This is a genomic window from Arsenicibacter rosenii, from assembly GCF_001870735.1.
In the GTDB taxonomy this organism is placed as follows: domain Bacteria; phylum Bacteroidota; class Bacteroidia; order Cytophagales; family Spirosomataceae; genus Arsenicibacter; species Arsenicibacter rosenii.
Genome location: NZ_MORL01000006.1, coordinates 77,294 through 101,756 on the forward strand (window position 1 = coordinate 77,294; position 24,463 = coordinate 101,756).

The 24,463-nt window shown below is 53.8% G+C and carries 22 protein-coding genes; 4 read left to right on the forward strand and 18 right to left on the reverse strand.

Annotation, left to right across the window (positions count from 1 at the left end):
• Positions 1-34: 34 nt before the first annotated feature.
• The 4 genes from BLX24_RS13295 to BLX24_RS13310 form a co-directional block, all read right to left on the reverse strand.
• Positions 35-499 (reverse strand): response regulator, encoded by a 465-nt coding sequence (locus tag BLX24_RS13295; RefSeq protein WP_071503648.1) that lies wholly within the window; start codon positions 497-499, stop codon positions 35-37.
• On the reverse strand, positions 453-1,943 hold the full coding sequence (locus tag BLX24_RS13300) for a sensor histidine kinase (RefSeq protein WP_071503649.1): 1,491 nt from the start codon (positions 1,941-1,943) through the stop codon (positions 453-455). Before BLX24_RS13300 ends, BLX24_RS13295 begins: the two co-directional genes overlap by 47 nt.
• A gap of 91 nt (positions 1,944-2,034) precedes the next feature.
• Complete coding sequence (gene hslV / locus BLX24_RS13305) at positions 2,035-2,574, reverse strand: ATP-dependent protease subunit HslV (protein ID WP_071503650.1); 540 nt, start codon at positions 2,572-2,574, stop codon at positions 2,035-2,037.
• A gap of 150 nt (positions 2,575-2,724) precedes the next feature.
• Positions 2,725-4,374, reverse strand: coding sequence for a pyruvate dehydrogenase complex dihydrolipoamide acetyltransferase (locus BLX24_RS13310; RefSeq protein WP_071503651.1), 1,650 nt, complete (start codon positions 4,372-4,374; stop codon positions 2,725-2,727).
• 144 nt (positions 4,375-4,518) lie between these two features.
• Between BLX24_RS13310 and BLX24_RS13315 the strand changes: the two genes are divergently transcribed.
• Together BLX24_RS13315 and BLX24_RS13320 are read left to right on the forward strand one after the other, a co-directional pair.
• Positions 4,519-6,240: a GMC oxidoreductase gene (locus tag BLX24_RS13315; RefSeq protein ID WP_071503652.1), complete on the forward strand. Its 1,722-nt coding sequence runs from the start codon at positions 4,519-4,521 to the stop codon at positions 6,238-6,240.
• Between the two features lie 90 nt (positions 6,241-6,330).
• The gene (locus BLX24_RS13320; RefSeq protein ID WP_071503653.1) at positions 6,331-6,924 is read left to right on the forward strand and encodes a gluconate 2-dehydrogenase subunit 3 family protein; all 594 of its coding nucleotides are present in this window, start codon (positions 6,331-6,333) and stop codon (positions 6,922-6,924) included.
• Positions 6,925-7,021: 97 nt separating this feature from the next.
• Here BLX24_RS13320 and BLX24_RS13325 read toward each other — a convergent pair whose 3' ends face one another.
• The 10 genes from BLX24_RS13325 to BLX24_RS13370 all read right to left on the reverse strand — a co-directional run bounded on the left by BLX24_RS13325 (position 7,022) and on the right by BLX24_RS13370 (position 18,565).
• Positions 7,022-7,825, reverse strand: a complete 804-nt coding sequence (locus tag BLX24_RS13325) for an endonuclease/exonuclease/phosphatase family protein (RefSeq protein WP_071503654.1) — start codon at positions 7,823-7,825, stop codon at positions 7,022-7,024.
• A 21-nt stretch (positions 7,826-7,846) separates the two neighbouring features.
• A complete protein-coding gene (locus tag BLX24_RS13330; protein WP_071503655.1) occupies positions 7,847-9,067 on the reverse strand; it encodes a purple acid phosphatase family protein in 1,221 nt (406 codons plus the stop codon).
• Between the two features lie 34 nt (positions 9,068-9,101).
• A complete protein-coding gene (locus BLX24_RS13335) occupies positions 9,102-10,832 on the reverse strand; it encodes a RagB/SusD family nutrient uptake outer membrane protein (RefSeq protein WP_071503656.1) in 1,731 nt (576 codons plus the stop codon).
• Positions 10,833-10,853: 21 nt separating this feature from the next.
• Complete coding sequence (locus tag BLX24_RS13340) at positions 10,854-14,420, reverse strand: SusC/RagA family TonB-linked outer membrane protein (RefSeq protein ID WP_071503657.1); 3,567 nt, start codon at positions 14,418-14,420, stop codon at positions 10,854-10,856.
• A 116-nt stretch (positions 14,421-14,536) separates the two neighbouring features.
• On the reverse strand, positions 14,537-15,550 hold the full coding sequence (locus BLX24_RS13345; protein WP_071503658.1) for a FecR family protein: 1,014 nt from the start codon (positions 15,548-15,550) through the stop codon (positions 14,537-14,539).
• Positions 15,551-15,642: 92 nt separating this feature from the next.
• On the reverse strand, positions 15,643-16,224 hold the full coding sequence (locus BLX24_RS13350; RefSeq protein WP_071503659.1) for an RNA polymerase sigma-70 factor: 582 nt from the start codon (positions 16,222-16,224) through the stop codon (positions 15,643-15,645).
• A gap of 149 nt (positions 16,225-16,373) precedes the next feature.
• Positions 16,374-16,826 carry an arsenic resistance N-acetyltransferase ArsN2 gene (gene arsN2, locus BLX24_RS13355; RefSeq protein WP_177225832.1) on the reverse strand — a complete coding sequence of 151 codons (453 nt, stop codon included), beginning with the start codon at positions 16,824-16,826 and terminating at the stop codon, positions 16,374-16,376.
• Between the two features lie 18 nt (positions 16,827-16,844).
• Positions 16,845-17,261 (reverse strand): arsenate reductase ArsC, encoded by a 417-nt coding sequence (locus BLX24_RS13360; RefSeq protein ID WP_071503864.1) that lies wholly within the window; start codon positions 17,259-17,261, stop codon positions 16,845-16,847.
• A gap of 5 nt (positions 17,262-17,266) precedes the next feature.
• Positions 17,267-18,190: an arsenite methyltransferase gene (locus tag BLX24_RS13365; protein ID WP_071503661.1), complete on the reverse strand. Its 924-nt coding sequence runs from the start codon at positions 18,188-18,190 to the stop codon at positions 17,267-17,269.
• A gap of 48 nt (positions 18,191-18,238) precedes the next feature.
• A complete protein-coding gene (locus tag BLX24_RS13370) occupies positions 18,239-18,565 on the reverse strand; it encodes an ArsR/SmtB family transcription factor (RefSeq protein ID WP_071503662.1) in 327 nt (108 codons plus the stop codon).
• Positions 18,566-18,660: 95 nt separating this feature from the next.
• On the opposite strand from BLX24_RS13370, the gene BLX24_RS13375 reads away from it, so the two are divergent.
• Positions 18,661-19,497, forward strand: a complete 837-nt coding sequence (locus BLX24_RS13375) for a fumarylacetoacetate hydrolase family protein (RefSeq protein WP_071503663.1) — start codon at positions 18,661-18,663, stop codon at positions 19,495-19,497.
• Positions 19,498-19,630: 133 nt separating this feature from the next.
• Here the strand turns inward: BLX24_RS13375 and BLX24_RS13380 are convergent, their stop codons facing one another.
• The 4 genes from BLX24_RS13380 to BLX24_RS13395 form a co-directional block, all read right to left on the reverse strand.
• On the reverse strand, positions 19,631-20,305 hold the full coding sequence (locus BLX24_RS13380) for a PepSY-associated TM helix domain-containing protein (RefSeq protein ID WP_071503664.1): 675 nt from the start codon (positions 20,303-20,305) through the stop codon (positions 19,631-19,633).
• On the reverse strand, positions 20,250-21,788 hold the full coding sequence (locus tag BLX24_RS13385; RefSeq protein ID WP_071503665.1) for a DUF2271 domain-containing protein: 1,539 nt from the start codon (positions 21,786-21,788) through the stop codon (positions 20,250-20,252). Before BLX24_RS13385 ends, BLX24_RS13380 begins: the two co-directional genes overlap by 56 nt.
• Positions 21,789-21,880: 92 nt before the next feature.
• Positions 21,881-23,005, reverse strand: a complete 1,125-nt coding sequence (locus BLX24_RS13390) for a 5-(carboxyamino)imidazole ribonucleotide synthase (protein WP_083421959.1) — start codon at positions 23,003-23,005, stop codon at positions 21,881-21,883.
• A 206-nt stretch (positions 23,006-23,211) separates the two neighbouring features.
• The gene (locus tag BLX24_RS13395; protein WP_071503666.1) at positions 23,212-23,685 is read right to left on the reverse strand and encodes a Dps family protein; all 474 of its coding nucleotides are present in this window, start codon (positions 23,683-23,685) and stop codon (positions 23,212-23,214) included.
• Positions 23,686-23,947: 262 nt separating this feature from the next.
• On the opposite strand from BLX24_RS13395, the gene BLX24_RS13405 reads away from it, so the two are divergent.
• Complete coding sequence (locus BLX24_RS13405; protein WP_071503668.1) at positions 23,948-24,454, forward strand: helix-turn-helix domain-containing protein; 507 nt, start codon at positions 23,948-23,950, stop codon at positions 24,452-24,454.
• Positions 24,455-24,463: the final 9 nt, after the last annotated feature.

Sequence of the window (24,463 nt, forward strand, 5' to 3'; positions counted from 1 at the left end):
CAGCCGCTCTTTCGCTCTTTCTATCTTTCGCTCTTTACTTTTCCACCGTATGATTGCAGGTCGTGACGACGTCGAACCAGTACTGACCGATGACGGAGGCGACATGCGTCAGTTGCTGGAACGTTGCGGGTTTGGTAATAAAGCTGTTGGCGCCGTTAAGGTACGACAGTTCGATGTCGGGCGAGGCGTCAGACGTGGTCATGATAATGATCGGGATGTGCCGCCATGCCGGATTCTGCTTGATAAGCTTCAATGCATTACGGCCATCAAGCCGCGGCATATTCAGATCCAGCAGAATCAGATCCGGTAACTGCCGGTTAAAGGCTTCTTCCTGATCATAGTCATTTAAAAAATCCAGTAGTTCTTCGCCGTTATCGACAGTGGATACCTGGCAGTTCGTAAACTGACGCTGAAAGGCTTCTTTAATCAGAAACCGGTCGTCTTCGTCGTCGTCAGCTAGCAGGATATGAATAAACCTCGTTTGAAATGGGGCTATCATACGCTTGTAGTGGTTGATATTCGGGTAAAATAATAATAAAAGCAGCCCCTTTACCGGGCTGACTGATGGCCGTAATGTGTCCTTTATGCGTCTGGATAACCCGTTTGCAGATAGCCAGCCCGATACCGGTACCCTCATACGTGGTCTTGCTGTGCAGGCGCTGAAAAATCTGGAAAATATGGGTTAAATACTTTTCATCGAAACCAATCCCGTTGTCAGAAATCATGATTCGGGTGTAAGGTTGACCGGAGACAAGTTCGGGATACAGATTACCGTCGATCGACTCTGCCTTAATCTGAATGCGGGGAGCCACCCCGGGTCTGATAAATTTAAGCGCGTTGGCAATCAGGTTGTTGAACAGCTGTTCAATCTGGAACGGAATGCCCTTGATCACAGGCAGGGCACCAACATCAACCTTCGCGTTGAGGCCTTTGATCTGCAGTTCCTTATCGGCCAGAATCCGGCGGACAAGGTCATTCAGCCGGATGGTTTTAAGCTCATTTCCCAAACCGGCAGATAAGCGCGAAAAGTGTAGCAGATCCTTAATCATCTTCGACATCCGTTCGGCCGACTGCATGATCTTGCTCATGTACTCACTGGTTTCGGTATCCGCCGATTGCTGGCTGCGCTGTTGGAGAATGCTGCCAAACGACTGAATTTTCCGGAGCGGTTCCTGCAAGTCATGGGACGCCACAAACGCAAACCGTTCGAGTTCTTCGTTGGATGTCTCTAACTGCTGTATTTTGGCCTTCAGTTCGGCTTCATACCCCCGCAGCTGGTCTTCAACCCGCTGCCGGTGGGTGAGTTCGCCTTCCAGGGCATTGTAGGAAACAATCAGCACAATAAACGTCAGCACCGACAGCAGGAGAATGATAATAATGGTTGCATTAAACGACTTACTGGCTTGCTGATCATGCGTTTGAGTGAGCGCGCGCTCCGCGCTGATCATGGTAGCGACCAAACGTCTGGCGTCGTCCATCCGCATTTTCCCCAGCAGGAGATAGCTTTTTACCTGTGTCCAGTTACCACGGGTAGGCGAGAGGCCGATTAGTTGGTCGGTACGGTAAATGTTTGCTTTTACCAGTTTCTCCAGGGAGTCAAGGCGTTGCTTCTGTGCCGGATCATCAACAATCAGTTCATTAAGGTGTTTCAGGCGTTTGGGCAATAAGGGCAGTGCTGCGTGGCGCGGCTCCAGGTAAATGGAGTCCTGCGTCAGTACAAAACCACGAGTACCTGTTTCGACATCTTTAAGAGAAGAAAGCAGCTCGTTGAGATCATTGATGACGACATCTGTCCGGCGGCTCAGCGAATTGTCTTCACTATGGCGGTTATAGCTGTAAAACGACAGACCAAACCCGACAGCTATGAGCAGCATGGCTGTAATAAAGCCAATCGCAATCCGTTGCCTGGCCTGATCCGGCAGGTAGCGTGTTAGAGCCTTCATAGCGTTAGTGAGTAGATTGCTGTAAAACCGCAGCGACGATCAACAAATTTTGTTTAATTAATGTAATTTACCGTTAACAAAATTGCTGAAATTACTTAATGGTTTCAAGCACGAGGTTATGATTTGTATAGATACAAATATCAGCGGCAATATGCAGACTTTCGCGTACCATTTCCTCCGCCGTTAAGTGCGTCGCGTGTTTTTTCAGTGCAAGGGCAGCTGACTGCGCATAGGTACCGCCGGAACCGATAGCGGCCACATCGTGATCCGGTTCGAGTACATCGCCCGTTCCCGAAATAATCAGCAGGTCGTCTTTAGAGGCAACGATCATCATGGCTTCCAGGCGGCGCAGGTAACGATCTGTCCGCCAGTCTTTGGCTAACTCAATGGCGGCGCGTTTCAGATTGCCGCCAAAGGCATTCAGTTTTTCTTCAAACCGTTCGATCAGGGTAAAGGCGTCAGCCGTAGAGCCGGCAAACCCGGCCAGTACCTTGCCGTTTAACAAACTTCTTACTTTACGAACGTTGCTTTTAGCAATTGTATTGCCCATCGTGGCTTGTCCATCGGCCCCAAGAGCGATCTGTCCGTTATGCCGGATACCGACTACGGTAGTTGCGTGAATTGTTGTCATGGTAGAGAGACAACGGAAGAAGCGCTTAATAAGTTGCGTTGTTACAGCAACGCAACTGTTAGTAAACAGAACAAAGAGATGGTCTGATACAGGGATAAAAAAAAGCCAGATCCGCACAGGATCTGGCTTCGGAATGTATATCGGCCTGGGTTACACCAACATACGCATCGGATCTTCCAGCAATTGCTTGAACGTTTGCAGGAAGGCCGCGCCTGAAGCACCGTCTACCACACGGTGATCGCACGACAGCGTTACTTTCATGACGTTGGTTGGTTTCGGGGTGTCACCGTCGAAAATAACGGTTTGCTTGATACCACCGATGGCCATGATGCAGGCATCCGGCGGGTTGATGATGGCCGTAAACTCGTCAATGCCGAACATGCCCAGGTTTGAGATGGAGAAGGTGCTGCCTTCCCAGTCTTTCGGCTGAAGCTTACGTTCTTTGGCCTTGCCCGCCAGGTCTTTCACCTCACCGGCAATGGTCGACAATGTTTTCTGGTCGGCATTCCGCACAACCGGTACGAGCAGCCCTTCGTCTACGGCTACTGCTACACCGATGTTCACGTACTTGTAGCGACGGATCTTGTCGCCCAGCCACGAAGAGTTGATCGCAGGGTGTTGTTTCAGGGCCAGGGCAGCGGCTTTGATGACAAAGTCGTTGAACGATACCTTGGCCGATGCTACCTGGTTTACTTTGCCGCGCAGGTCGATGGCCTTGTCCATGTTGATTTCCATGGTCAGGTAGAAATGCGGCGCTGTAAACAGGCTTTCACTCAGCCGGCGGGCAATCGTTTTCCGCATCTGCGTAACCGGCAGGTCTTCGTACTCGCCGGCAGGGGCAGGTGCCGCAACCGGCGCTGGTGCAGGCGCTGCGGCCGGAGCCGGAGCAGCCGCAGGCGCTGGTTTTGCAGCGGCCGGTGCAGGGGCAGCCGATGGCGAGAAGCCTTCTACATCGGCTTTCACGATGCGGCCTTCCGGACCCGATCCTTTCACCTGTTTCAGGTCAATGCCTTTTTGTTCGGCGATGGCTTTCGCCAGCGGAGACGCTTTTACACGGCCGTCGCCGTTGTCTGAGGTTGCCGGAGCCGCAGCAACCGGAGCCACCTCTGCTTTCGGCGCTTCAGCAGCGGCCGGTGCCGGTGTGCTGCCACCGTTCAGCAGGGCCTGGTAGTTGGCACCTTTTTCACCGATCACGGCGATTACAGCGTCAATGGCTACAGATTCGCCTTCTTTCACTCCAACATACAACAGGGTACCTTCTTCGTAGGCTTCCAGGTCCATCGTTGCCTTATCGGTTTCAACTTCGGCCAGGATATCACCTGATTTTACGGTATCGCCTTCTTTTTTGTGCCACGCCACGATGGTTCCTTCGGTCATCGTATCGCTCATTTTCGGCATCCGGATAACCGTCGCATTCACGTCTTCGGCCGGCGCCGCAGGGGCTGCCGGAGCCGGAGCGGCTTCTGCTTTCGGGGCCTCGGCAGCCGGAGCGGGTGCAGGTTCAGCGGCGGGTGCCTGACTGCCACCTGATTCACCGTTCAGCAGCGCTTTGTAATCTTCGCCTTCGGCACCGATTACCGCAATCACAGCGTCGATAGGCACGGCCTGTCCTTTGTCAACGCCAATGTATAATAACGTACCTTCTTCGTACGACTCAAGGTCCATTGTGGCTTTGTCGGTCTCAACCTCGGCCAGAATATCGCCTGATTTTACTTTGTCGCCCACTTTTTTATGCCATTCGGCAATGACACCTTCGGTCATGGTGTCGCTCATTTTGGGCATCCGGATTAGTTCAGCCATAGTAGGATGTGTATCGGATTGGTCAGTTAGGCTTCAATAAACGTTCAAAATTAGCGGAAAGCCCGGAATGTTTGCTAACCTCTGTAAAGATTCGATTGAGTATTTCTCCTATCTTCGGGATATGTTTCTAAACCAATTCCTATAATGTCTAATTTAAATACCACCGTCAATAAAACACATACCTATGATGCCATTGTAATCGGCTCCGGCATCAGCGGCGGATGGGCGGCTAAAGAGCTTTGTGAAAAGGGCTTAAAGACACTGGTACTTGAGCGGGGACGCATGGTAAACCATGTGGAAGACTACCCGACGGCCAACCTCGAACACTGGGAATTTCCGCACCGGGGCGCGCTTACCGACGAAGACAAACAGGCTTACCACGTGCAGACGCGGAGCGGTTTTGTCAACGAAACCAACAAGCATTTTTTCAATAACGATCTGGATGCACCGTACACCGAAACCAAACGCTTCGACTGGATACGGGGCAATCAGGTAGGGGGGCGTTCTTTGATGTGGGGTAAACAGTGCTACCGCTGGAGTGATCTTGATTTTGAGGCAAATGCCAAAGAAGGCATCGCCATTGACTGGCCGATCCGGTACAAGGACATCGAACCCTGGTATACCTACGCCGAGAAATTTGTCGGTATCAGCGGCGAAAAACTGGGCCTGTCGCACCTGCCCGACGGTTATTTTCTGCCGCCGATGGAAATGAACTGCCTCGAAAAGCACGTTCGTAAGCAGATCGAGAGCAAATTCAAGGGCCGCCACATGACCGTCGGCCGCGTAGCGCACCTGACCGAACCGCAGCCGTGGCACCTCGAACTGGGCCGGGCGCAGTGCCAGTACCGCAACCGCTGCTCACGCGGATGCCCGTACGGGGCCTACTTCAGCAGCAATGCCGCCACGCTGCCTGCCGCTAACCTGACCAAAAACCTGACGGTCCGGCCGGGCTCGGCGGTGCATTCCATTATTTTCGACGAGAAAACGCAACGCGCCACCGGCGTCCGGATTGTCGATACCGAAACGAAGGAGATGATCGAATTTTACGCGAAAATCATCTTCTGTAACGCCTCTACCCTCGGAACAACCAGCATTTTACTGAATTCGACGTCAACCCGCTTCCCGAACGGAATGGGCAACGACAGCGGCGAGCTGGGCCATAACCTGATGGATCACCACTACCGCCTCGGCGCGATGGGTGCCTACGATGGCTTTGAGGACCAATACTACAAGGGACGCCGGCCGAACGGTATTTTTATTCCGCGTTTCCGCAACCTCGACGCTGCCACCCGTACCGATAAATTCCTGCGGGGGTACGACTACCAGGGGGCTGCCGGGCGTGGTAACTGGGGCCGTGGGGTCAATACCGAAGGCGTTGGCGGTGCGTTTAAAGACGCACTGCTCGATCCGGGCGGGTGGGGCATGTCGCTGGTGGGTTTCGGCGAGTGCCTGCCTTACCACGAAAATCACGTGACGCTGAATCAGGACAAGAAAGATAAGTGGGGCCTGCCGACGCTGACGATCGACGCGGAATTTAAGGACAACGAAATGAAGATGCGGGAGCAGATCAAGGCCGATGCGGTTGAGATGCTCGAAGCGGCGGGGCTGAAAAACGTAGCGCCGTTTGATTACTCCGGCGGCATCGGGGTAGGGGTACACGAAATGGGCACGGCCCGTATGGGACGCGATCCGAAAACATCGGTCCTGAACGGCAACAACCAGATTCATGCGGTACCAAACGTATTTGTCACCGACGGCGCCTGTATGACCTCGTCGTCGTGTGTGAACCCGTCGATCACGTACATGGCCCTGACCGCCCGCGCCGTGGATTTCGCCGTAAACGAGAGTAAAAAGGGGAATATTTAAAAATGTAAAATGGATAATGTGAAATGAACAATGGAAGATGGTTCTTCATTATCCATTATTCATTTTACATTATCCATTCATTAGAAAGACATGCAACGAAGAGAAGCACTCAAACATACCGCGTTATTTTTTGGCTATGCCGTATCGACTGCGGCCTTGACCGAAACCTTTGTGGCCTGTTCGCGGGAGGCCCAACTCGACTGGAAACCGGAGTTTCTGTCGACTAATCAGGCAAATACGGTGGCCGAAATGGCGGAGACCATTTTGCCGAAAACCAAAACGCCGGGCGCAAAGGAGCTGGGCGTACCACAGTTTGTCGACAAAATGGTAAAAGACCTGCTGTCGAAAGAAGAGCAGCAGAATTTCGTGGCAGGCCTGGAAAAAGTAGACGACACCAGCAAAGACGTATACGGAAAGGCGTTCACAGAGCTGACAACACAACAACGGGAAGAACTGCTGCTGAAGCTGGACAAGGAAGCGGCCAAACTGCCACCATCGGTATGGGGCATCCGGCTGGCGCCGCCGTCGCCGACTGCTTTTTTCCGCCGGCTAAAGGAGCTGACCTTGCTGGGGTATTACACTTCACAGAAAGTCGGTAAGGAAATTCTGCGTTTTGATCCGCTGCCGGGCGGTTTTACTGCCTGTATGCCGCTGGCAGAGGTCGGCCACGCGTGGAATGAGTAAACAGGCAGTGGTGGCACGAACGGGGCGGTGGCCAGGCGTATGCGTATAGCTGGTTAGTGGTGGCATGACTTTGAGTCGTGCCACCACTATACGTCCTTTACTTCACCGTCAGTTCCGCGACGACCGGAAGGTGGTCGGAGGCGTATTGTTCGTCGATGACGCGGGTCGAAAGGGGTTTCACACGACCACCGTTGCTGTACAGGATAAAGTCAATCGCGCGGTTCGGCTTTTCGACCGGGATCGTCGGCTGGCAGTCCTGACAGGTGCGGGTAAACCGCTGCTCCAGCTGCCGGAGCACTTTGCTGTCGGCCAGGGCGTTGAAGTCGCCGCCGAGGATAACCGGCAGTGTAGACCCTTCCAGATGTTTCAGAATCAGGCCGGCCTGTGTGAGCCGGTTGGCTTCTTTCAGGTCGAGGTGGGTGCAGGCAAAGATGAGCTTTTGTCCGCGTCCGGCATCGACCGTGATGGTTGCCAGGGTCCGGACTTCGCCCCCGATGGCCGGGTCGATGGGCAGAATAATCCGCGACGAATCCACAATCGGGAATTTCGACAGCACCGCTACCCCATAATCGCCGCCCTGGTGATCAATGGCTTTCGAAAAATACGCGTGCATGCCCGTCAGCCGCGCCAGTTCCCGCGCCTGATGCAAGCCCTTGCCCGACCGTTCGGTGTTGACATCAACCTCCTGCAACGCCACCAGATCAGGCTTTTCCTTGTTAATCACCCGCGCAATGGCTTCCATGTCGATTTTGGCCCCTGCCGACGGCGGATTGCAGTGGTGGATGTTGTAGGTCATCACGGTGATGCGTTTGACCCTGGCGGGTGCATCAATCGTGCAGGCAACCGCCAGTGAGGGCAGGAGGGCAATCAGGAAAAGAAAATACGAAATACGGTTGAGCATATTGGTTTCGGTTCTGAGACGTTAATTACGGTTTTTACGCGGAAGGTTGTACTTGCCGACCACCTCGCCATCGTCGCGGATCATGGTCATGGTCAGGTTTTTGGTCGTTGCGTGCAGCTTGATCAGGGTCCGGTTGCCTTCCAGTGGCCCCCCGCCGATCACAATCGGAAAATTGTGGTTGCTGTCGGGATCGTGGGTACCGTACTTGTGTGTATGACCCGAAAGCTGGAGGTCAATATTCGCCTTGTTCAGCAGTGGACCAAACACCTCGCGGCAATGCATTGGCCCGTGCCAGTCGCCGGAATGGTAATGCGGAATGTGAATCAGCACCACGCGGAACGCCGCTTTTTTGAACGCCGGACTGTCAATCTCCTGTTCAAGCCATTTTTTCTGGGTTTCGCGGTAGCGGTCAAACGCCGACAGCCCGCCGTATTCGACGCTGGTGTCGGCCTTGTCTTCGCCCGAGTCAATGACGACAAACCGCACCGGCCCCTGCGTAAAGGCATAGTAATATTTGTTATCAGGATACCCGAAGTAAGCCGGCAACTGGCGCGAGAAACTGCCCCGACACTCGTGATTGCCCTGGGTGAGCAGGAAGGGCACCTCACTGGCAAACACCTCGACGGCCGGTTGCAGCAGGTGGTCAATTAGTTGCTCCTCGCTCGAAACCCAGTCGAAACAGTCGCCGTTGAAAACCACAAAGTCGAAGTCGCGCTTGTTGCCGGTATAGCCGTGGCGGTAGAGCAGCTGCGGAATCGTCTGCGGCCGGTCATGAATGTCGTTCATGATCACCAGCTTTACCTCCTCCTGATTGTCCGACGGGGTTTTAAAACCATACATCGGGCTGCTGATGCTTTCGCCGAACTCCACCTTTGACCCTTTGTAACCCAGCACCTCGGTCGAGACAATTTTGTATTTGTGCTCGGTGCCGGGCTTGAGGTCGGTCAGGGTGATTTTATTAATGCGGTTATTGGCCTCAATCAACCCGTTCACATACCCGAATTCGCGTTTAGAAGTATAGGTTCCGGCCCCGTATTCGACCCAGCTAAAGCAGTTTTTGCCGGTAATCCACATAATGGTGGCCTCATTGGGGCCAATGTGCTGGAGGTAAGGCCCCACCACAAACCTGTTTTTTTCGTCGGCGACCGCAGCCTCACCGGCCAGCGTGCCGGTCACAGGCAAGAGGCTCAGCGCCCCCGCCTGTGACATTTTCTGTAAAAAAGCGCGTCTGTCTGAATGCATAACTGTATGGGCGACCCCACGGGGTCGCCCGTTTTTATTCCCAGTTCGGGTTTTGGGTCAGGTTCGGGTTAAGCAGGCGTTCCTGTTTCGGGATCGGATACAGGTAGTCGCGGGCCTCGTTGAATTTCTTCGTAATATGGCCATTTACCACGATGTTGCCACCTTTATTGCCGTTTTCGAGCTGAATTTCGCTGCCCAGTTTCAGCAACTGCGCCCCCGGAACAGTTGGTTTCGTACCTTCGTAAATCACCAGATCGACCTTGCCGTTTTTGTCGAGGTCGTAGCTGCCAGGGCCCGGGAAGTACATGCCCTTAAACTGCTTCGTCAGCAGCTGGCCTTCTTTCCAGCGGATGAGGTCGTCCCAACGGAAAAAGTTTTCCATAACCAGTTCGATCCGGCGCTCCCGGCGGACTTCCAGAATGACGCCCTGATTGCTGCCTTTGACCTGCGTATACTGGCCCACCAGATACGGATCGGGCTGGGCATTGGCTTTGGCCAGATCCATGTTCGGCATGCCCACCCGGTCACGGATTGGTTTGATGGAGCGGTCGAGGTCGGCTTGGGTAAGCGTCCCCCGTTCGGCTTTGGCTTCGGCAAAGTTGAGCAGCACCTCCGCATACCGGAAGATCGGCATGTCGGTAATGTCCTTGTTGAACGTATCCCACTTCGGCGTTGAGACAAACTTAATCAGCTGGTAGCCGGTTACGGTCGCGCCGAATTCGGGCACGAGTGGCGTTGTTTCGCCGATCCGCGTGTAGCCCGGCGTGCGGATCGTCTGCGTCAGACGCGGGTCGCGGTTCTGCACTTCGTCGTAAAACTGCATGGTTTCGTAGCCCTTGATGTCGGTAAACCGCGAGCCATCGGCCATCAGGTAGCTGTTGACCAGTTTCTTTTCCAGGCCGGGCTTACCATACGAGGCGGTCATCGTATAATAATTCAGGTTGTGGTAGGTCTGGAGTTCATCGCTGAAATCGCGGGCCAGGATAATCTCATCGGGGATGGCGTTGTCCGACGAAAACAGTTTCAGGTAAGCCGTTGCCGGGGTGGCCTTATAGATGGTGTAGCCGCTGCTTTTCATCAGTTCATCGGAAGCTGCGATGGCATCGTCCAGAAACTTATCGGCGTTTGGCAGGCTGAACTCCGGATGGTATTTCCGGAACGTACCCTCATACAGCGCGATACGTGATTTCAGCGCCAGAGCCGTCCACTTCGTCACCGTATTCAGCTGGCGGGACGCATCGAGGTTGGCAATGGCGTAGTTGATGTCGGCCATGACCGAGTCCATCACCATCGTACGCGGGTCGCGGGCTTTGGTCAGCAAATCCTGGTCGTTGGTTTCGATCGGGCGGGAGTACCAGGGCACATCGCCGAACCGCTTCACCATCCCGAAGTAAAAATAAGCCCGGAAAAAGCGCGCCAGCCCGTTGTATTTCGCTACGGCCTTTGGGTCAGGGCACTTCTTTGAGTTTTCGAGAAAGTAATTGATGTTCCGGAGTGTTCCCCAGCTCCAGCCGCCGCCGCTGGTCGGTACTACGCGGGTGCCCTGAAGCTCATCGCGCAGGCTGTTTTTCACCACATTGTCTACGTCCTCGTTATACACGTCTTCGGCCGACGGCAGGGCGTTGTAAAATGAATTGGTGTATAACAGCAGGTCGTTTTCGGTTTTGAAAAACGTTTCCGGCGAGATGGCGTCCTGTGGCAGCAAATCCAGATTACACGATGCCAGGCAGAGCGTGAGGACGAAAAGACTGATTATTTTTTTCATGATCGTAACGTTGCGGGAAGGTTAGAAAGTCAGGTTTAAGCCGGCCGAGAACGTTTTCGAGAACGGATAGGTCCGGCCGTTGGTCCCGTCGCCATCGATTTGTTCAGGGTCAATGTATTTGGTACGTAGCGGCGTGTAGGTGAGCAGGTTTTCACCGCTGACATACACACGAAGGTGCGGAATCCGTACTTTTTTCGAGAGCCGCTCCGGCAGGGTGTAGCCGATAACCACGTTTTTCAGGCGCAGGTAGCCGACGTTCTGCATATACCGGTTGTTGACCGCGTTCAGGTCGCCGCCGCCATTGAGGGCCGTGTAGCCGCGCAGAATCGGGAAATACGCATCCGGGTTTTCGGGCGTCCAGACGTCATCGGCGAATTTCTCCGGAACAAACGAGTAGTACGGGCGGGAGTATGGACCCCAGAATTTGTCGGCGTTGTTGCCCGGGTACCAGCTCTTTTTCAGAATGCCCTGTGCCAGCAACGACAGGTCGAAACCGTTCCACGAACCGCCGAGGCTAATGCCGTAGCGGTAGCGGGCGCGGCTGTTGCCGATAATGCGGAGGTCGCCGTGGTCGTCGAGCGTATTGGCGCCCTGGTCAATCTTGCCGTTACCATCCAGATCAACGAATTTCAGGTCACCGGCCTGGATTTTGCTCCAGTCGCCGGGGGCGCTCAGCCGTTGTTTGTTCACCAGCGTCTGGTCAACAGGGTAGCTCTGGGCTTCCTCGTTGGTTTTGAAATAGCCGTCGATGGTATACCCCCAGATTTCGCCGATTACCTGACCCACATAGCGGTTTGACAGAATCTTGTTCGGGTTATCGAATTTGGTGATCACCGATTTAGAATCTGATACTACCAGCGCGGCATTGTACTGGAACGGTTTGTTAGCCAGTTTAAACTGATCGCGCCATGACAGGGCCAGCTCAAAGCCTTTGGTTTGCAGATCACCCGCGTTCTGAGTCGGTACCGACGCCCCGTAGACCGATGGCAGCACCTGCCCCGGCACCAGCATATCGGTTGTGTTGCGGATATAGGCATCGACGGACAGGTTCAGCCGGTTGGTCAGGAAAACGGCGTCCAGACCGAAGTTGGTGGTGGTGGCTTTTTCCCACGTCAGACCCGGCGAAATCGGGTTCGGGCTGTTCACATAGAACTGTTTCTGGCCACCATTGATCCAGCTCGACTGGGCAGTCGGAATGGTGGCGATATACGGGTAAAAGCTCGATGAGTTGGTATTCGACGGCAACTGGTTGCCCAGCGTACCATACGATGCCCGTAATTTCAGGTTATTAACCACGTTCCGCAACGGTGAGAAAAACGCCTCGTCGCTGATCCGCCAGCCCGCCGACACCGAGGGGAAGAACCCGTAGCGGCGGCCTTCGCCGAAGCGTGACGTACCGTCGTAGCGGCCATTGACTTCCAGCAGGTACTTGCCAAGGTAATCGTAGTTGACCCGGAAAAAGGCCCCGAACAGCGAGTACTGGTATGAATCACCGCCCGAAAGCTGTTCGCCGGTGCCCAGGTTCAGGTCGTTCAGGCTTTCTGAGAGCAGGTTCTTGCGGGCTCCGAACAGGCGCTGGTGTTTTTTGGTCTCGTAGTTAATACCGGCCGTCGCAGCGACATAGTGTTTGCCGAAGATGTGGTTATACGACGTAAATACGTTGGTCGACATGGTCGGGTCGAACCACATGGTTTTCTTCAGCTGATCGACGTTGTAGTTCGGCACCGTTGCCAGAATACCCGGCTGCACCGAATACTGGGCTACTGCTGAGCGGTACCAGTCATCGGCGATGTAGAACGAGTACGAGTGGTTGGCCACCAGATTCCAGTTCTTCATGAAATCAATCGTAACCGAGTTGATGGTTGTCAGCTCATGCACTTTCTTTTCGCCGCCGGCAACGCCTTTGAGCAGGTTGGCAAACAAGCCGTCGCCGATGGAGTAGTTGTTTTTCAGGGTATTGTACGTTGCCGTGCCGTCAGGGTTCAGCGGGGCATAGGCCGGTAAGGCGTGCACCGTAATGGCGACGAAGTTGGCATTGGCACCGCCTTCCAGTCCCGGATAGGCATATTTCGAGTCGAAATACTGGGTGTTGTTGCTCACCTTCAGCCACGGCGTCAGCTGGGCATTGATCTTGCTGCGCAGGGTATACGACTGGAATTTGTCGGTGTTGGTGCGCATGATGCCGTCTTTGCCGAAGTAGGAGCCCGACAAAAAGTAGTTGACCTTATCGGTGCCGCCCGACATGTTCAGGTTGTGCTGCTGCGATGGCTGCGACATGTTGAAAATCGTGTTCCACCAGTCGTAGTTGCCATAGTAGTTGTAAATATCCTTGCCGTTCACGTTTTTAACGACCACCCATGGCCGTGCCGGATTTTCGGTTTTGTCGTAGCGGCGGGCTTCCAGTTCCTTATAGTCTTCTTCCGAATAGCGGGTGTAGCTATTGCCGGTAGCGCGGATAAAGGCTTCGTCGTTGAGGCGGACCGATTCATAGCCGTTGGTCATAAACTTCGTGCTGACGGTCGGTGTCGACCAGCCGAAGTTGTTGGTGTACGTGACGCTGGTCTTGCCGTTTTTCGCCGTTTTAGTCGTAACCAGAATAACCCCGAACGCACCCCGCGCCCCGTAGATGGCCGAAGCAGCGGCGTCTTTCAGGACCGATACGGTTTCAACATCGGCCGGGTTGATGCGGTTAATGTCGCCCGGTACCCCGTCAATCAGCACGAGCGGCCCACCGCCGTTGATGGAGGTTTCGCCCCGGACGTTCAGGCTGCCGCCCTGCCCTGGCTGACCGGTGCTGAACGTAATGTTCAGGTTCGGGACCATGCCCTGCAAAATCTGCGACATATTGTTGACTGGCCGGTTTTCAAGATCTTTCGCCTGTACCTGCGAAACGGCACCCGTCAGGTTTACTTTTTTCTGTGTACCGTAGCCGACCACAACCACCTCGCTCAGGGCGCTGCTCGATTCCTTCATCGCAACGGTAATATTGCTCTGGCTGCTGCTCACCGGCATTTCCATAGGCTCGTAACCGATGAATGAAAACGTGAGGGTTACGGCCCCGCCTTCGGGAATGTTGATTGAAAAACTGCCGTCGGCACCTGTAGTGGTGCCGCGCGTTGTGCCTTTAATCACGATGCTGACGCCGGGTAGGGGGTGGTTGCTGGTATTGTCACGGACCACGCCCGTCACCGTACGCTGCGGCTGTTGCGGGGCCATAATCCGTGTGTTGAGTTGCAGCGACGGAAACGACAGCAGGCTGCTGTGGGCGTTCACTTTTTTGAGCACGATCTGCCCGTTTACTACTTCCCACGATACATCTATTGACCCGAACAACCGTTGCAGTACGCTCGACAGCCGCTCGTTACGGGCATTGATCGAAATGTGTTTGTCGGCACCGATGATGCGGGGGCTATACACAAACTGCACGTTGGCCGCTTTTTCCAGTTCCTGTAACACATTGCGGAGGGGTTCTCCCTCGGCCGAAATGGACACCGGCCGGTTAAGGAGTTCCTGGGCCGTGACCGGCAGCGCCCGGGTCAGACCGGTACTCAGCAAGAGGCTGAGCAGGAGTAAAAAAAAGTTTTTCATGTTGTTTAAGTAATTAATTGATAGAGGATTAAGTTGTAATTCGTTTTGTCTTACCCCATCCCAACCCTTCCCCTGACATCAGGGGAAGGGTTGGGATGGGGTAATCTTGTGCGTGATTAAGGACAGCCGGGGCCGCCGATGTAGACCTGCGTACCCTGCGTCTGGTGTCGGGCACCGATCGGAAGACAGATCATGTTGAGTTGTGCGTTCAGGGACAGGTTGGCGAGGTTAGCCGTGAGCGTGCAGTTGGCAAATGCTTCCCGATCGAAGACAATCGTAATACCGTATACGTCCTGTAATTCCCGGAATACCTCGGCCACCGGTGTGTCGTTGTAGACAAAATGCGTTTTAATCGCTTCGGGCCGCAGGACTACCGGCTGGTCGGCCAGGGCTTTTACAATCCGGTTGTCGGTGCGGTAGAACGTGGCTTTCTCGTTGGGCTTCAGCACCAGGTTCGAGGTTGAGGCATGGTCGTCGGTCTGGCGGAAAACGGCCACACGACCGGTCCGGACAACCACTTCGGCGGTGGGTTTACCGGTTCGGGCGATAATGGTGAAGCTGGTGCCCAATACTTTGGTTACCATGCCATTGGCAAAGACCATAAACGGCCGGTCAGGGTCTTTCTGTACATCGAAAAAGCCAACGCCTTCCAGCCGGACAACCCGCTGGCCGGCAGCAAACCGCGCCGGATATTGTACACGGCCGCCGGGCTGGAGGGTAATCCGGCTGCCATCGCTGAGGGCGAGGGTTATGGGTTTGTTACCCTGATTGGTTCTGTCAATAAGTGATGCCGGTTCTGTTTGGCTGATGGCGGCATTGTTGCCGGCCGGTCCGGTTTGCTGCCGGTAGCCGTACCAGCCGATACCGAGCAGCAGAAGTATTGCTGCTGCGGCAGCTATACGGTAATAGATACTGGTCAGTCGGCGGGCAGGCGCCGGGGCAATCTGCGCTGCCATTTGCTGCCAGTGCCGGTTTACGAAGGCGGTTTGCCCGGCCGTCGACAGGGCAGGAGCATTGTCGGCCTGCTGGTCCAGGGCGTCATACCAGGCATCAATAAATTGCTTTTCCTCGTCGGTAGCCGTTCCGTTCCGGTATTTGGCTAAAAGGGTCTGGAGTAAATGAGGGTCCATGCTTATCCGGTAGCAACCAGGGGTTTATCCCCGTTACTGCTGGCTAGACGGACAACTCAGTAAATACCCTAAGACGATTTATTAAGAATTTGTTAACGACTGAAAATAGTAGCGACAATAACGGCGGTAGCGTAGTCGTGCAGGTGAGTGCGGAGGAAGGTGAGCGAACGCGTCAGGTGGTATTCGATGGCTTTTTCAGAAACGCCGAGCCGCTCGGCAATCTCGCGGATAGAGAGTTGTTCAAATCGGCTCATGACAAATACTTCGCGCGTTTTATCGGGCAGATGCTGTAAGGCCTGATGTAGCGAATCCGTAAGCTGTTCATACTGAACCGCATCTGAAGTACAGGTGCTGTGTAAAGGAACCGCTTGTAGATAATGGCTGGCATATTGTTCGCCCTGTAGCTGATTACGGACATGGTCGATAATGCTGTTCTTTAGCGAAGTAGTCAGGTATGCACAGAGGTTGCTGATAAGCAGCGTGTTACGTTTTTGCCACAGTTTTAGAAATACCTCCTGCGTCAGATCGGCGGCAAGGGCTTCGTCGCGGAGTTTACGTTTGGCAATAAGGAAAAAATGGTACCAGTATCGTTCATACAACACCCGGAAAGCCTGATCGTCGTCCTGACGAAGCCGGGCAATCAGTTCGCTATCAAGTATCTGCTGATCGGCCATAACGATACAAAGTTGGTATTGTCAGCGCACGCGGCAAGTGAACGAAAGTTATCTTTTTGTAAATAAAAGAGATATTGTGTAGAAGAAAATTAACGATAAATACTACTTATGAAACAGTAGTGGTGGCACGACTTCAAGTCGTGCCACCACTAAACCCTTTGCTGCAATCCCCCTGCCCCCAGCTCTTTCATCATCACCCGTGCCGTCGACGGACATAGGCCGCTGAACTGCTGTGTCGCCGCAATGGCCGGTGGAACAGCCGTGCGGTCGACGGGCGAATAGCCCAGTTTGCTGAAATAGCCGTCGGCTGTAGTGGTAATCAGATAAAGCTGCTGAATCCCGGTCACGAGGGCATGTACCTCAATGGCATCGATCAGGCGCTTGCCAAGCTGCGCTTTCCGGTAGTCGGGTGTGATGGCCACCGAACGCAATAACCCTACGGAGTCATAGGGTTCCATACCGGCCGAACCGATTACGGTCTGCTGGTCGGTCAGCACAAAAAAATGGCCGGGGTCTTCCGGTAAGTCCTCGATTGGCAGGCCGACGGCCTGCAACAGCTGGCAGAGAGAGGCCCGGTCCGAAAACCGGGCTGGTCGTGGCATATACATGCAGTACTGGCGTTAGACAATCGTTTCGTTTACAAAGTTCTGCGCGTAGTTCCGGATCATGTCCCGTACCTCGCGGAAGACATTCATTACCTCTTCGGGCGTGCCGGTGGCTTTGGCAGGGTCCGGAAAGTTATGATGGAACAGCTCAGCCGTTGTCGGAAACCACGGACAGCGTTCTTTCGCGTTATCGCATACCGTGATCACATAATCAAACGGAATGTGCTGATATTCATCTACATGGTTTGACGTATGGCCTGAGATATCAATACCGGCCTCGGCCATAACGGCAATGGCTTTCGGGTTGACGCCGTGCGTTTCAACGCCCGCACTGTATACCTCAGCCCGGTCGCCGGCCATTTGCGCCAGAAAGCCATGCATCAGCTGGCTGCGGCAGGAGTTTCCCGTACAAAGAACCAGAATTCGTTTCATCGTCATTAACAACAACCACTACCCGGTGTACAACAATTTTCAGCAGATGTGCCGGCCAGGGATTCCAACTGCCGCTTCGGCTTCGGCGATTGTGCGGCACCCGATTGCGGGCCACCCGGTTTTTCGGCATATACTGTAATGCTTTGGATACCAGTGCCGGAATCCCGGAAGGCGGCAATCTCATCGGCCGAAAGATAATGCTGAAGGATGTCATCCGGCAAGTCAATGGCCTTTTCTTTTTGCAGGGACACGGCGGTAAAACCGGCTTCGTCGATCAGTCGCAGGTAATCGGCCCGCTGAATGGCTCCGGATACGCAGCCGGCATACATTTCGGCGGCCTGTTGCAGGTTGGCCGGTAAATCGCCGAGCAGAACAATGTCCGAAATACTGAAATGCCCGCCCGGCTTCAGTACGCGGAAAATTTCGGCAAAAACATTTTTCTTATTCGGCACCAGATTCAGTACGCAGTTGCTGACAATAACGTCGGCGACATTATCGCTCACCGGCATTTGCTCGATATCGCCCTGACGGAATTCGACGTTGTTGAACCCGCGTACTTCGGCATTGGTACGTGCCCGCTGAATCATCGCTTCGGTAAAATCAATGCCAATCACCTTGCCGGTCGGGCCGGTTTCGTGGCGGGCAACAAAGCAGTCATTGCCGGCACCGGAGCCCAGGTCAATTACGGTATCGCCTTCCTTAATCAGGGCAAATTTGGTGGGCAAGCCGCATCCGAGGGCCAGATCGGCATCGGCCACGTAGCCATCCAGCTGGGTGTAATCATCGGCCATGATCGGGACATCTGCCGGTGAGCAACAGCTTACCGGTCCTGATCCGCAGCAGGATGCCGCGTTTTGTTCCGCTGGTTGGCCTGCAATGGCTGTGTACTTTTCGCGTACAATAGCTTTGAGTTGTTCGTCAGTTTGCATAGTTTTAATCGGTTTATTGTAATAATACGATAGATATGGGTAAAAAAATTAACAGCAGTTGTTAGGGGTAAATGTGTCAAGCACAGACCCGAAGAGTTCCCGGGCTTCCTGCCAGACAGCTTCATTGATGCAATAGCACACCCGTGGGGGATTTATTTCGCCCTTGATAATGCCGATGCGTTTCAGCTCTTTCAGATGCTGCGAGACAGTTGCCTGCGCCAGCGGCAACTCATCGACCAGATCACCGCAGACGCACGCTTTTTTCTGTGCCAGCAACTGCAGAATGGCTACCCGCGCCGGATGCGCAAAGGCCTTGGCCAGCTCCGCTATCCGGTTATGCTCGTCGGTAAAAACTTCGGTTTTGGTGACGCCCATGCTGAATGATTGAGTTAATGATTGTGATCGCAATATTACGATAAAAGTAAAATATAAGTCAATAGTCCTTTCAAAATAAATTCCGTACAATTAATATGAAGCTATACAAAACCCGCCAAGGACTGGTAGTCGAGCATGATGGCCGGTTTCACCGTGCTCCTTCCGATGACTGGGATTACCTGGTTAATCAGGATGATCTGCATTCGTTTCTGTTAGAGGCCATTCCGTCGTCGGCCGAGTCAGATGAGTACGCCCACTGGGCAACGGAGGAGGTGCTGGCACCTATCGGACAGCAGGAAGTATGGGCCTCGGGAGTAACCTACCTGCGGAGCCGTGATGCCCGGATGGAAGAATCAAAAAAAGCCGGTGGCGGTAATTTCTACGACCGTGTCTACGACGCGGAGCGCCCTGAATTGTTTTTTAAATCGACGGCCTCGCGGGTGGTTGGCCCGAAAGGCCAGGTGCGTATCCGGAAAGATTCGGTGTGGGATGTGCCTGAGCCGGAACTGACGCTGTTTATCACCAGCTCGGGTAAAATTGTGGGGTATACCTGCGGGAACGACATGAGCTCACGGAGTATCGAAGGCGAAAACCCGTTGTATCTGCCACAAGCCAAGACCTACGACGGGAGTGCCGCACTGGGCCCTTGTCTCTACGTGCCGGCCGAACCGATTGCTCCGTCGACCGTCATCCGGCTGGAAATCAGTCGTGGTGGTGAGGTAGTCTTTGAAAATCAGATTGCGATAGATCAGATGAAGCGTAAACACGATGAGCTGGCGGGCTTCCTCTTCCGCGAGTGTTCATTCCCGAACGGCTGCTACCTGATGACCGGCACCGGCATCGTACCGCCCGACAGCTTCACCCTTGCCTCCGGCGACGTGGTCCGCATTTCAATTGAAGGCATCGGTACGCTGGAGAATACGGTAGCCTAATTAAATGGATAATGGGTAATGTAGAATGAACAATGTAAAATGGATAATGTACAATGAGCGCTGCGTAGCCATTATTCATTACCCATTACTCATTATCCATTATTCATTACCCATTATTCATTATTCATTCTTTTCAAGGAACCAGCAGGGCGTAAATCAGGTAGCTGATGAGCGTACCGATGGCGGCGATGAGCAAGCCGGCGAGGCGTTTGCGCTTCAGAAAGACCATCAGCACCAGACCCGTCAGGGAGACAACCGTCATCAGAATGGCGGAAATATCAATCACCAGCGACCATGAACTTCCTGTATCGCGGCCTTTGTGCAGGTCGTTGATCACGGCCACAAACCCCATCCGCGATTCGGTCAGTTCATACTCACCCGACTCGCGGTCGATAAACGAATCGGCCGTATAGCCGGGGCCCCGGAACGACAGGGAAATCTCCTGATCATCGATCCGGAAATCGCCAAGTGAGCCTTTAATGCCGTGCGTATTACGCAGAAATTCAACGATCTCCAGTTTGGCAATCTGGTTGGTATCCGGCGAATTAACCCACTTAGCGTCCAGTTTCCCTTTGTGCCCGACCGTGGTTACGTGCTCGCCGAACCACTCGGTATGGTTCAGTGTGAGTCCTGTTACCGCAAAGAACAGCAGAATCGCAAAGCTGATCATCGACAGGTAGATGTGCAGCCAGCGGGCGGCGGAGGCCAGTTGTCGTTTCCAGGCGGGTTGATGCGCGGCCTTCACACCGTCCTTATGGATTGCCTGTCTTTTTGTGGTAGTCCAGGGACGCGGCTGAAATTTCGACATTACCTTCCAGGGTTTCTTGTTTGGCTTTCGCATTGAAACTCATTTCCTTCCGCATGATCTGATAGGTGCCGTGTTCACGGGCCACTTCGATCACCACGGTATATTTGCCTGCTTTCACAAACTGGCCTTTATCATCCTTCCCATCCCATTTCAGGGTGTAGGCTCCCGGCGAGCGCGTCGCGCCGGCAATCGATGCCGGATCAAAGCCTTCCTGCTGCCGGGTGTTGTTATACCAGGATTTTAGTTCGTGCAGCCAGCGGGGCTTGTTATACCACAACGCAATATTACGGACCGGGTTCCGGTCTTCGTCTTCTACCCATACCGCTACAAACGGTCGGCGGAAGCGGCCTTCAAATTTAGCCAGCTCCAGGTTAATCGACAGTTCGTAGTCGGGGTTCCAGGGTTTGGCGGCGGATATACCCAGTACTTTGGCCGACATCAGCCGGTCGGACGCATCGGCAACCAGTACCGCCGTTGATTCGGGCATCGTTACGGCCAGATCGCTCCATTTTGCATTGCTCAGCTGCTTTCCGTCTTTGGTCACCAGCAGATAAGCGGCCTCAGGATAAGCGCGGGTCAGTTCTTCACGTTCACCAGCACTGGCTACGTTGAAAGCGGTCGACAAGGCTCCGGCCACCACCGCGTCCGGATGAACGACCGTTGCGCTGATCACCTCCGACGCCGGTTCGCCCGTGCGCGGGTCAACCACGTGAGAATACCAGTTGCCATCAATCTGTACTCCCCGCCGATAGTCTCCGCTGGTAGCTACGGCCTGATTCTGCACCGATAGCCGGGCCATTGGCGCGTCGTTTTCGGCACTGGCCCGCGGATTTACGACGGCAATCGGGGCGGCATGTTTACCCCGCACGATGATGTCGCCACCCGCGTTAACCACCACGGCATCAATGCCATCGACTGTCATGGCCGCCTCGCACGCCTTGTTGATAATATAACTTTTGGTAAAGGTGTTCAGCCGTAACGGAGCCGTGCTGACGCGGGTCGCCGTTCGGGAAGCTGGCTCCAGAAGCCAGTGAGTTTGGCCGGCCAGGTCAATGGCTTCTGCCTTTGCGGCTGCCGATGGCGTTTGTCCGTCAATGGCACCTTGTTGCCATAACTGGCTGATGGTTTGAGCTGATGCACTCAGAGCTCCGTTTGTCTGGCCGTGCCATTGGTCAAACAGCTGTAAAACCGAAAACAGATCTTCCGAAACCGGAATGGCCTCGTGTTGGGTAGCGGCCCACCGGCTGAATTCGCTTTGGGTGTCATAGCCGCTCAGAATCCCGGTAAGCCGGTTAATTTCCTGCATCGCTTTCTGTTCGGCCCGCCTGGCGCCGGCTTCCGAAGAAGCGATTAGCTTAAGATCGAGTGAGGTGCCTAAAACGTGGTCTGCGTGCGAGACGTACAAGCCCATTGTTGCGGCCTGTGCCACGCTGCCAATCGACAGCAGGGCACAGCCAGCCAGTACGGGAGTGGTTGGTTTCATGATAATTTCAGGGTTAATAATGCTGCTAACTGATCGTTAGGCCACATTAGGCCCCGAAACTTGCGGCCACTCCGCAATTTTTTACAAAATTATCAGGCGATAACACGGATACTGTCGCGAACGACGGCGACTTTTTCGCGTAGCCGGTCCATGTCAGTATCCATCACCGTTACGTGGCCCATCTTCCGGAACGGCTTCGTAATGGCCTTGCCATAGAAAAACGGAAAAACGCCCGACATGCCCAGCAACGTCTCCAGACCTTCGTATCTGGCCGGGCCGGTAAAGCCGTCTTCGCCCAGCAGATTCAGCATGGCCGAGGGCTGGTAAAAGTCTGTATCACCGAGCGGCAGATTCAGAATGGCCCGCCAGTGTTGCTCAAACTGCGAGGTCACGTTGGCGCGGATGGTATGATGGCCGCTGTTATGGGGGCGGGGAGCTACCTCATTGATCAACACTTTCCCGTCTTTATCGAGGAAGAGCTCAACGGCCAGCAGTCCGACGATACCAAAGGCTTCGGCGGTCTGACGGGCAATCTGCTGGGCCTGTTCGTTGACCTCCGCCGTAATTTCGGCCGGTGCGAACAGGTATTCGACAAGGTTGAGTTCGGGATGAAAGACCATTTCAACCGTCGGGAAGGTCTGCATCTCCCCATTGGCATTACGGGCTATGATGACAGCCAGTTCCTTCTCAAAATCAACAGCTTTTTCGAGGACGCCCGGCGCGTCGAAGGCCTTGTGGAGGTCAGCGGCAGAAGCAATGCGCTGCACCCCGCGACCGTCATAACCGTCGCGGCCAAGTTTATGGAATGCCGGCAGAAAATCAGCATACCCGGCGACATCGGCGCGGTTATCAGTCAGGATAAAATCAGCGGTTGGTAGGCCATGCTGACGGTAAAACGCTTTCTGGAGTCGTTTATCCTGAATAGTCCGGATGACAGCCGGTTGCGGATATACCTTTTTGCCTTCGCGCTCGAGCGCTTCCAGGGCTTCAACGTTTACTTTTTCGATTTCAATGGTCAATACATCGACCGACTGACCGAAGCGATACACGGTATCATAGTCGAGCAACGAGCCTACCGCAAATTGGGTTGCAAGGTGGCGGCAGGGGGCTTCCGGATCAGGATCGAGAATATGAACGCGTAGGTTCCAGTCGATGGAGGCTTGCAGGAGCATGAGGCCCAGCTGGCCACCGCCTAAAATGCCGATTGTTGGAGTCACTGGCTTAACGAAAATTGATATGCACCGCAAAAATACGCAGGACAAGCCGCTTTATCGTTATAGCATGGAAACACAGGGAGAGAGGAAAGGTGCGGATTACCACAGAGCCACATCAGAAAACATAGTTTTTATCTTCTTTGTGGTCTAATGTGACTATGCGGTAATTTAATTTAAGAAATTGAAAGTGAGTGGTTTATTGTTATGGCCTAGCGCAGGTGAGCGCGCAGAAACCACGCCATTTTTTCATGTTCTTCCATCAGGCCCGTAACGAAATCGCTGGTACCGAGGTCTCCGTAGTCGCCGGCAAAGGTATTGGCCAGCCCGCGCAGGTTCATAATGATGCTTTCGTGGTCGGTCAGTAACTCGGCAATAAACCCCTTGCTGCTGTTTTCGCTGCGGATTTCTTCTGTCAGGTGGGTCATTTTCAGGAAGTTGCTCAGTGAGGCCGGTGCATAGTGGCCAATTGCACGGATGCGCTCCGCAATATCATCAATGAACGTATCCAGTTGTTCGTACTGACTTTCAAAAAACTTGTGCTTGTCGTAAAAGTCAGGGCCTTCTACATTCCAGTGGGCATGACGGGTCTTTGTGTAAAGCACATATTCGTCAGCCAGCAATTTAGACAGCTCATGGGCAACCGCCTGCCGGTTGTTGTCGTTGATACCAATATTTACTTTCATGGTAGAGTGAATTGAGTGTTGGTAAGCTTATCGTTAGCATGGCGGCATACGCACCAGCCTGTTGATGAGGCAACGGTTTTTCAGGAAAAGGTGTTCGGTTTCGTACACATTTTGTTCGGAACCGAACATATTAAAGTTGCTTTGTTTTGCGTAATTAATTGATAGATAGGTGAATATAAAGGCGGTATGAAATTTGTCATAACGTTTACAACCTTTACAGCCCGTTAAGCATCCAAAATATATGCACGTTTCATTTCCAGTCATGGCAGAGTCACTTTTGGGTACCGCTTTTTACAAGACAGTGCTTTCCGTCCGGGAGTATGCCGCCGGTATATGGCAGGGTGTGTCGCAGGCCGGATCCGCAAAACAGGAGCAACCGATGACCAATTGTTTAACGGAGGTTGATCTTATGGTTTTATCGGGCCGGTTGCAGGATGTACTCGATCGCGAGTTGTTATACCTTAATCCGGAACTGACCCCGGAATGCTTAGCGGCCCACGCGCAAATGACAGTTTGCCAGCTGGCGGAGGTACTGATGCGCGGCATCTGTAAACCATTCGACCGGCTGTTGGCAGAATACCGGATAGAGGCTATGAAAGTGTTGCTGAAGAATCCGAAAATGGCGGAAATGAACTTGTTCCTGCTGGCGCATGAGTGCGGTTTTGCAAGCCGGAAGGCCTTTAAAAAAGCGTTTGTTGAGTATACCGGTCAGACGCTTGAGGCTTATAAAGAAAGCCTCGCCGGTTCGGGCAAGGCTCTCATACTCTAACATAACAGC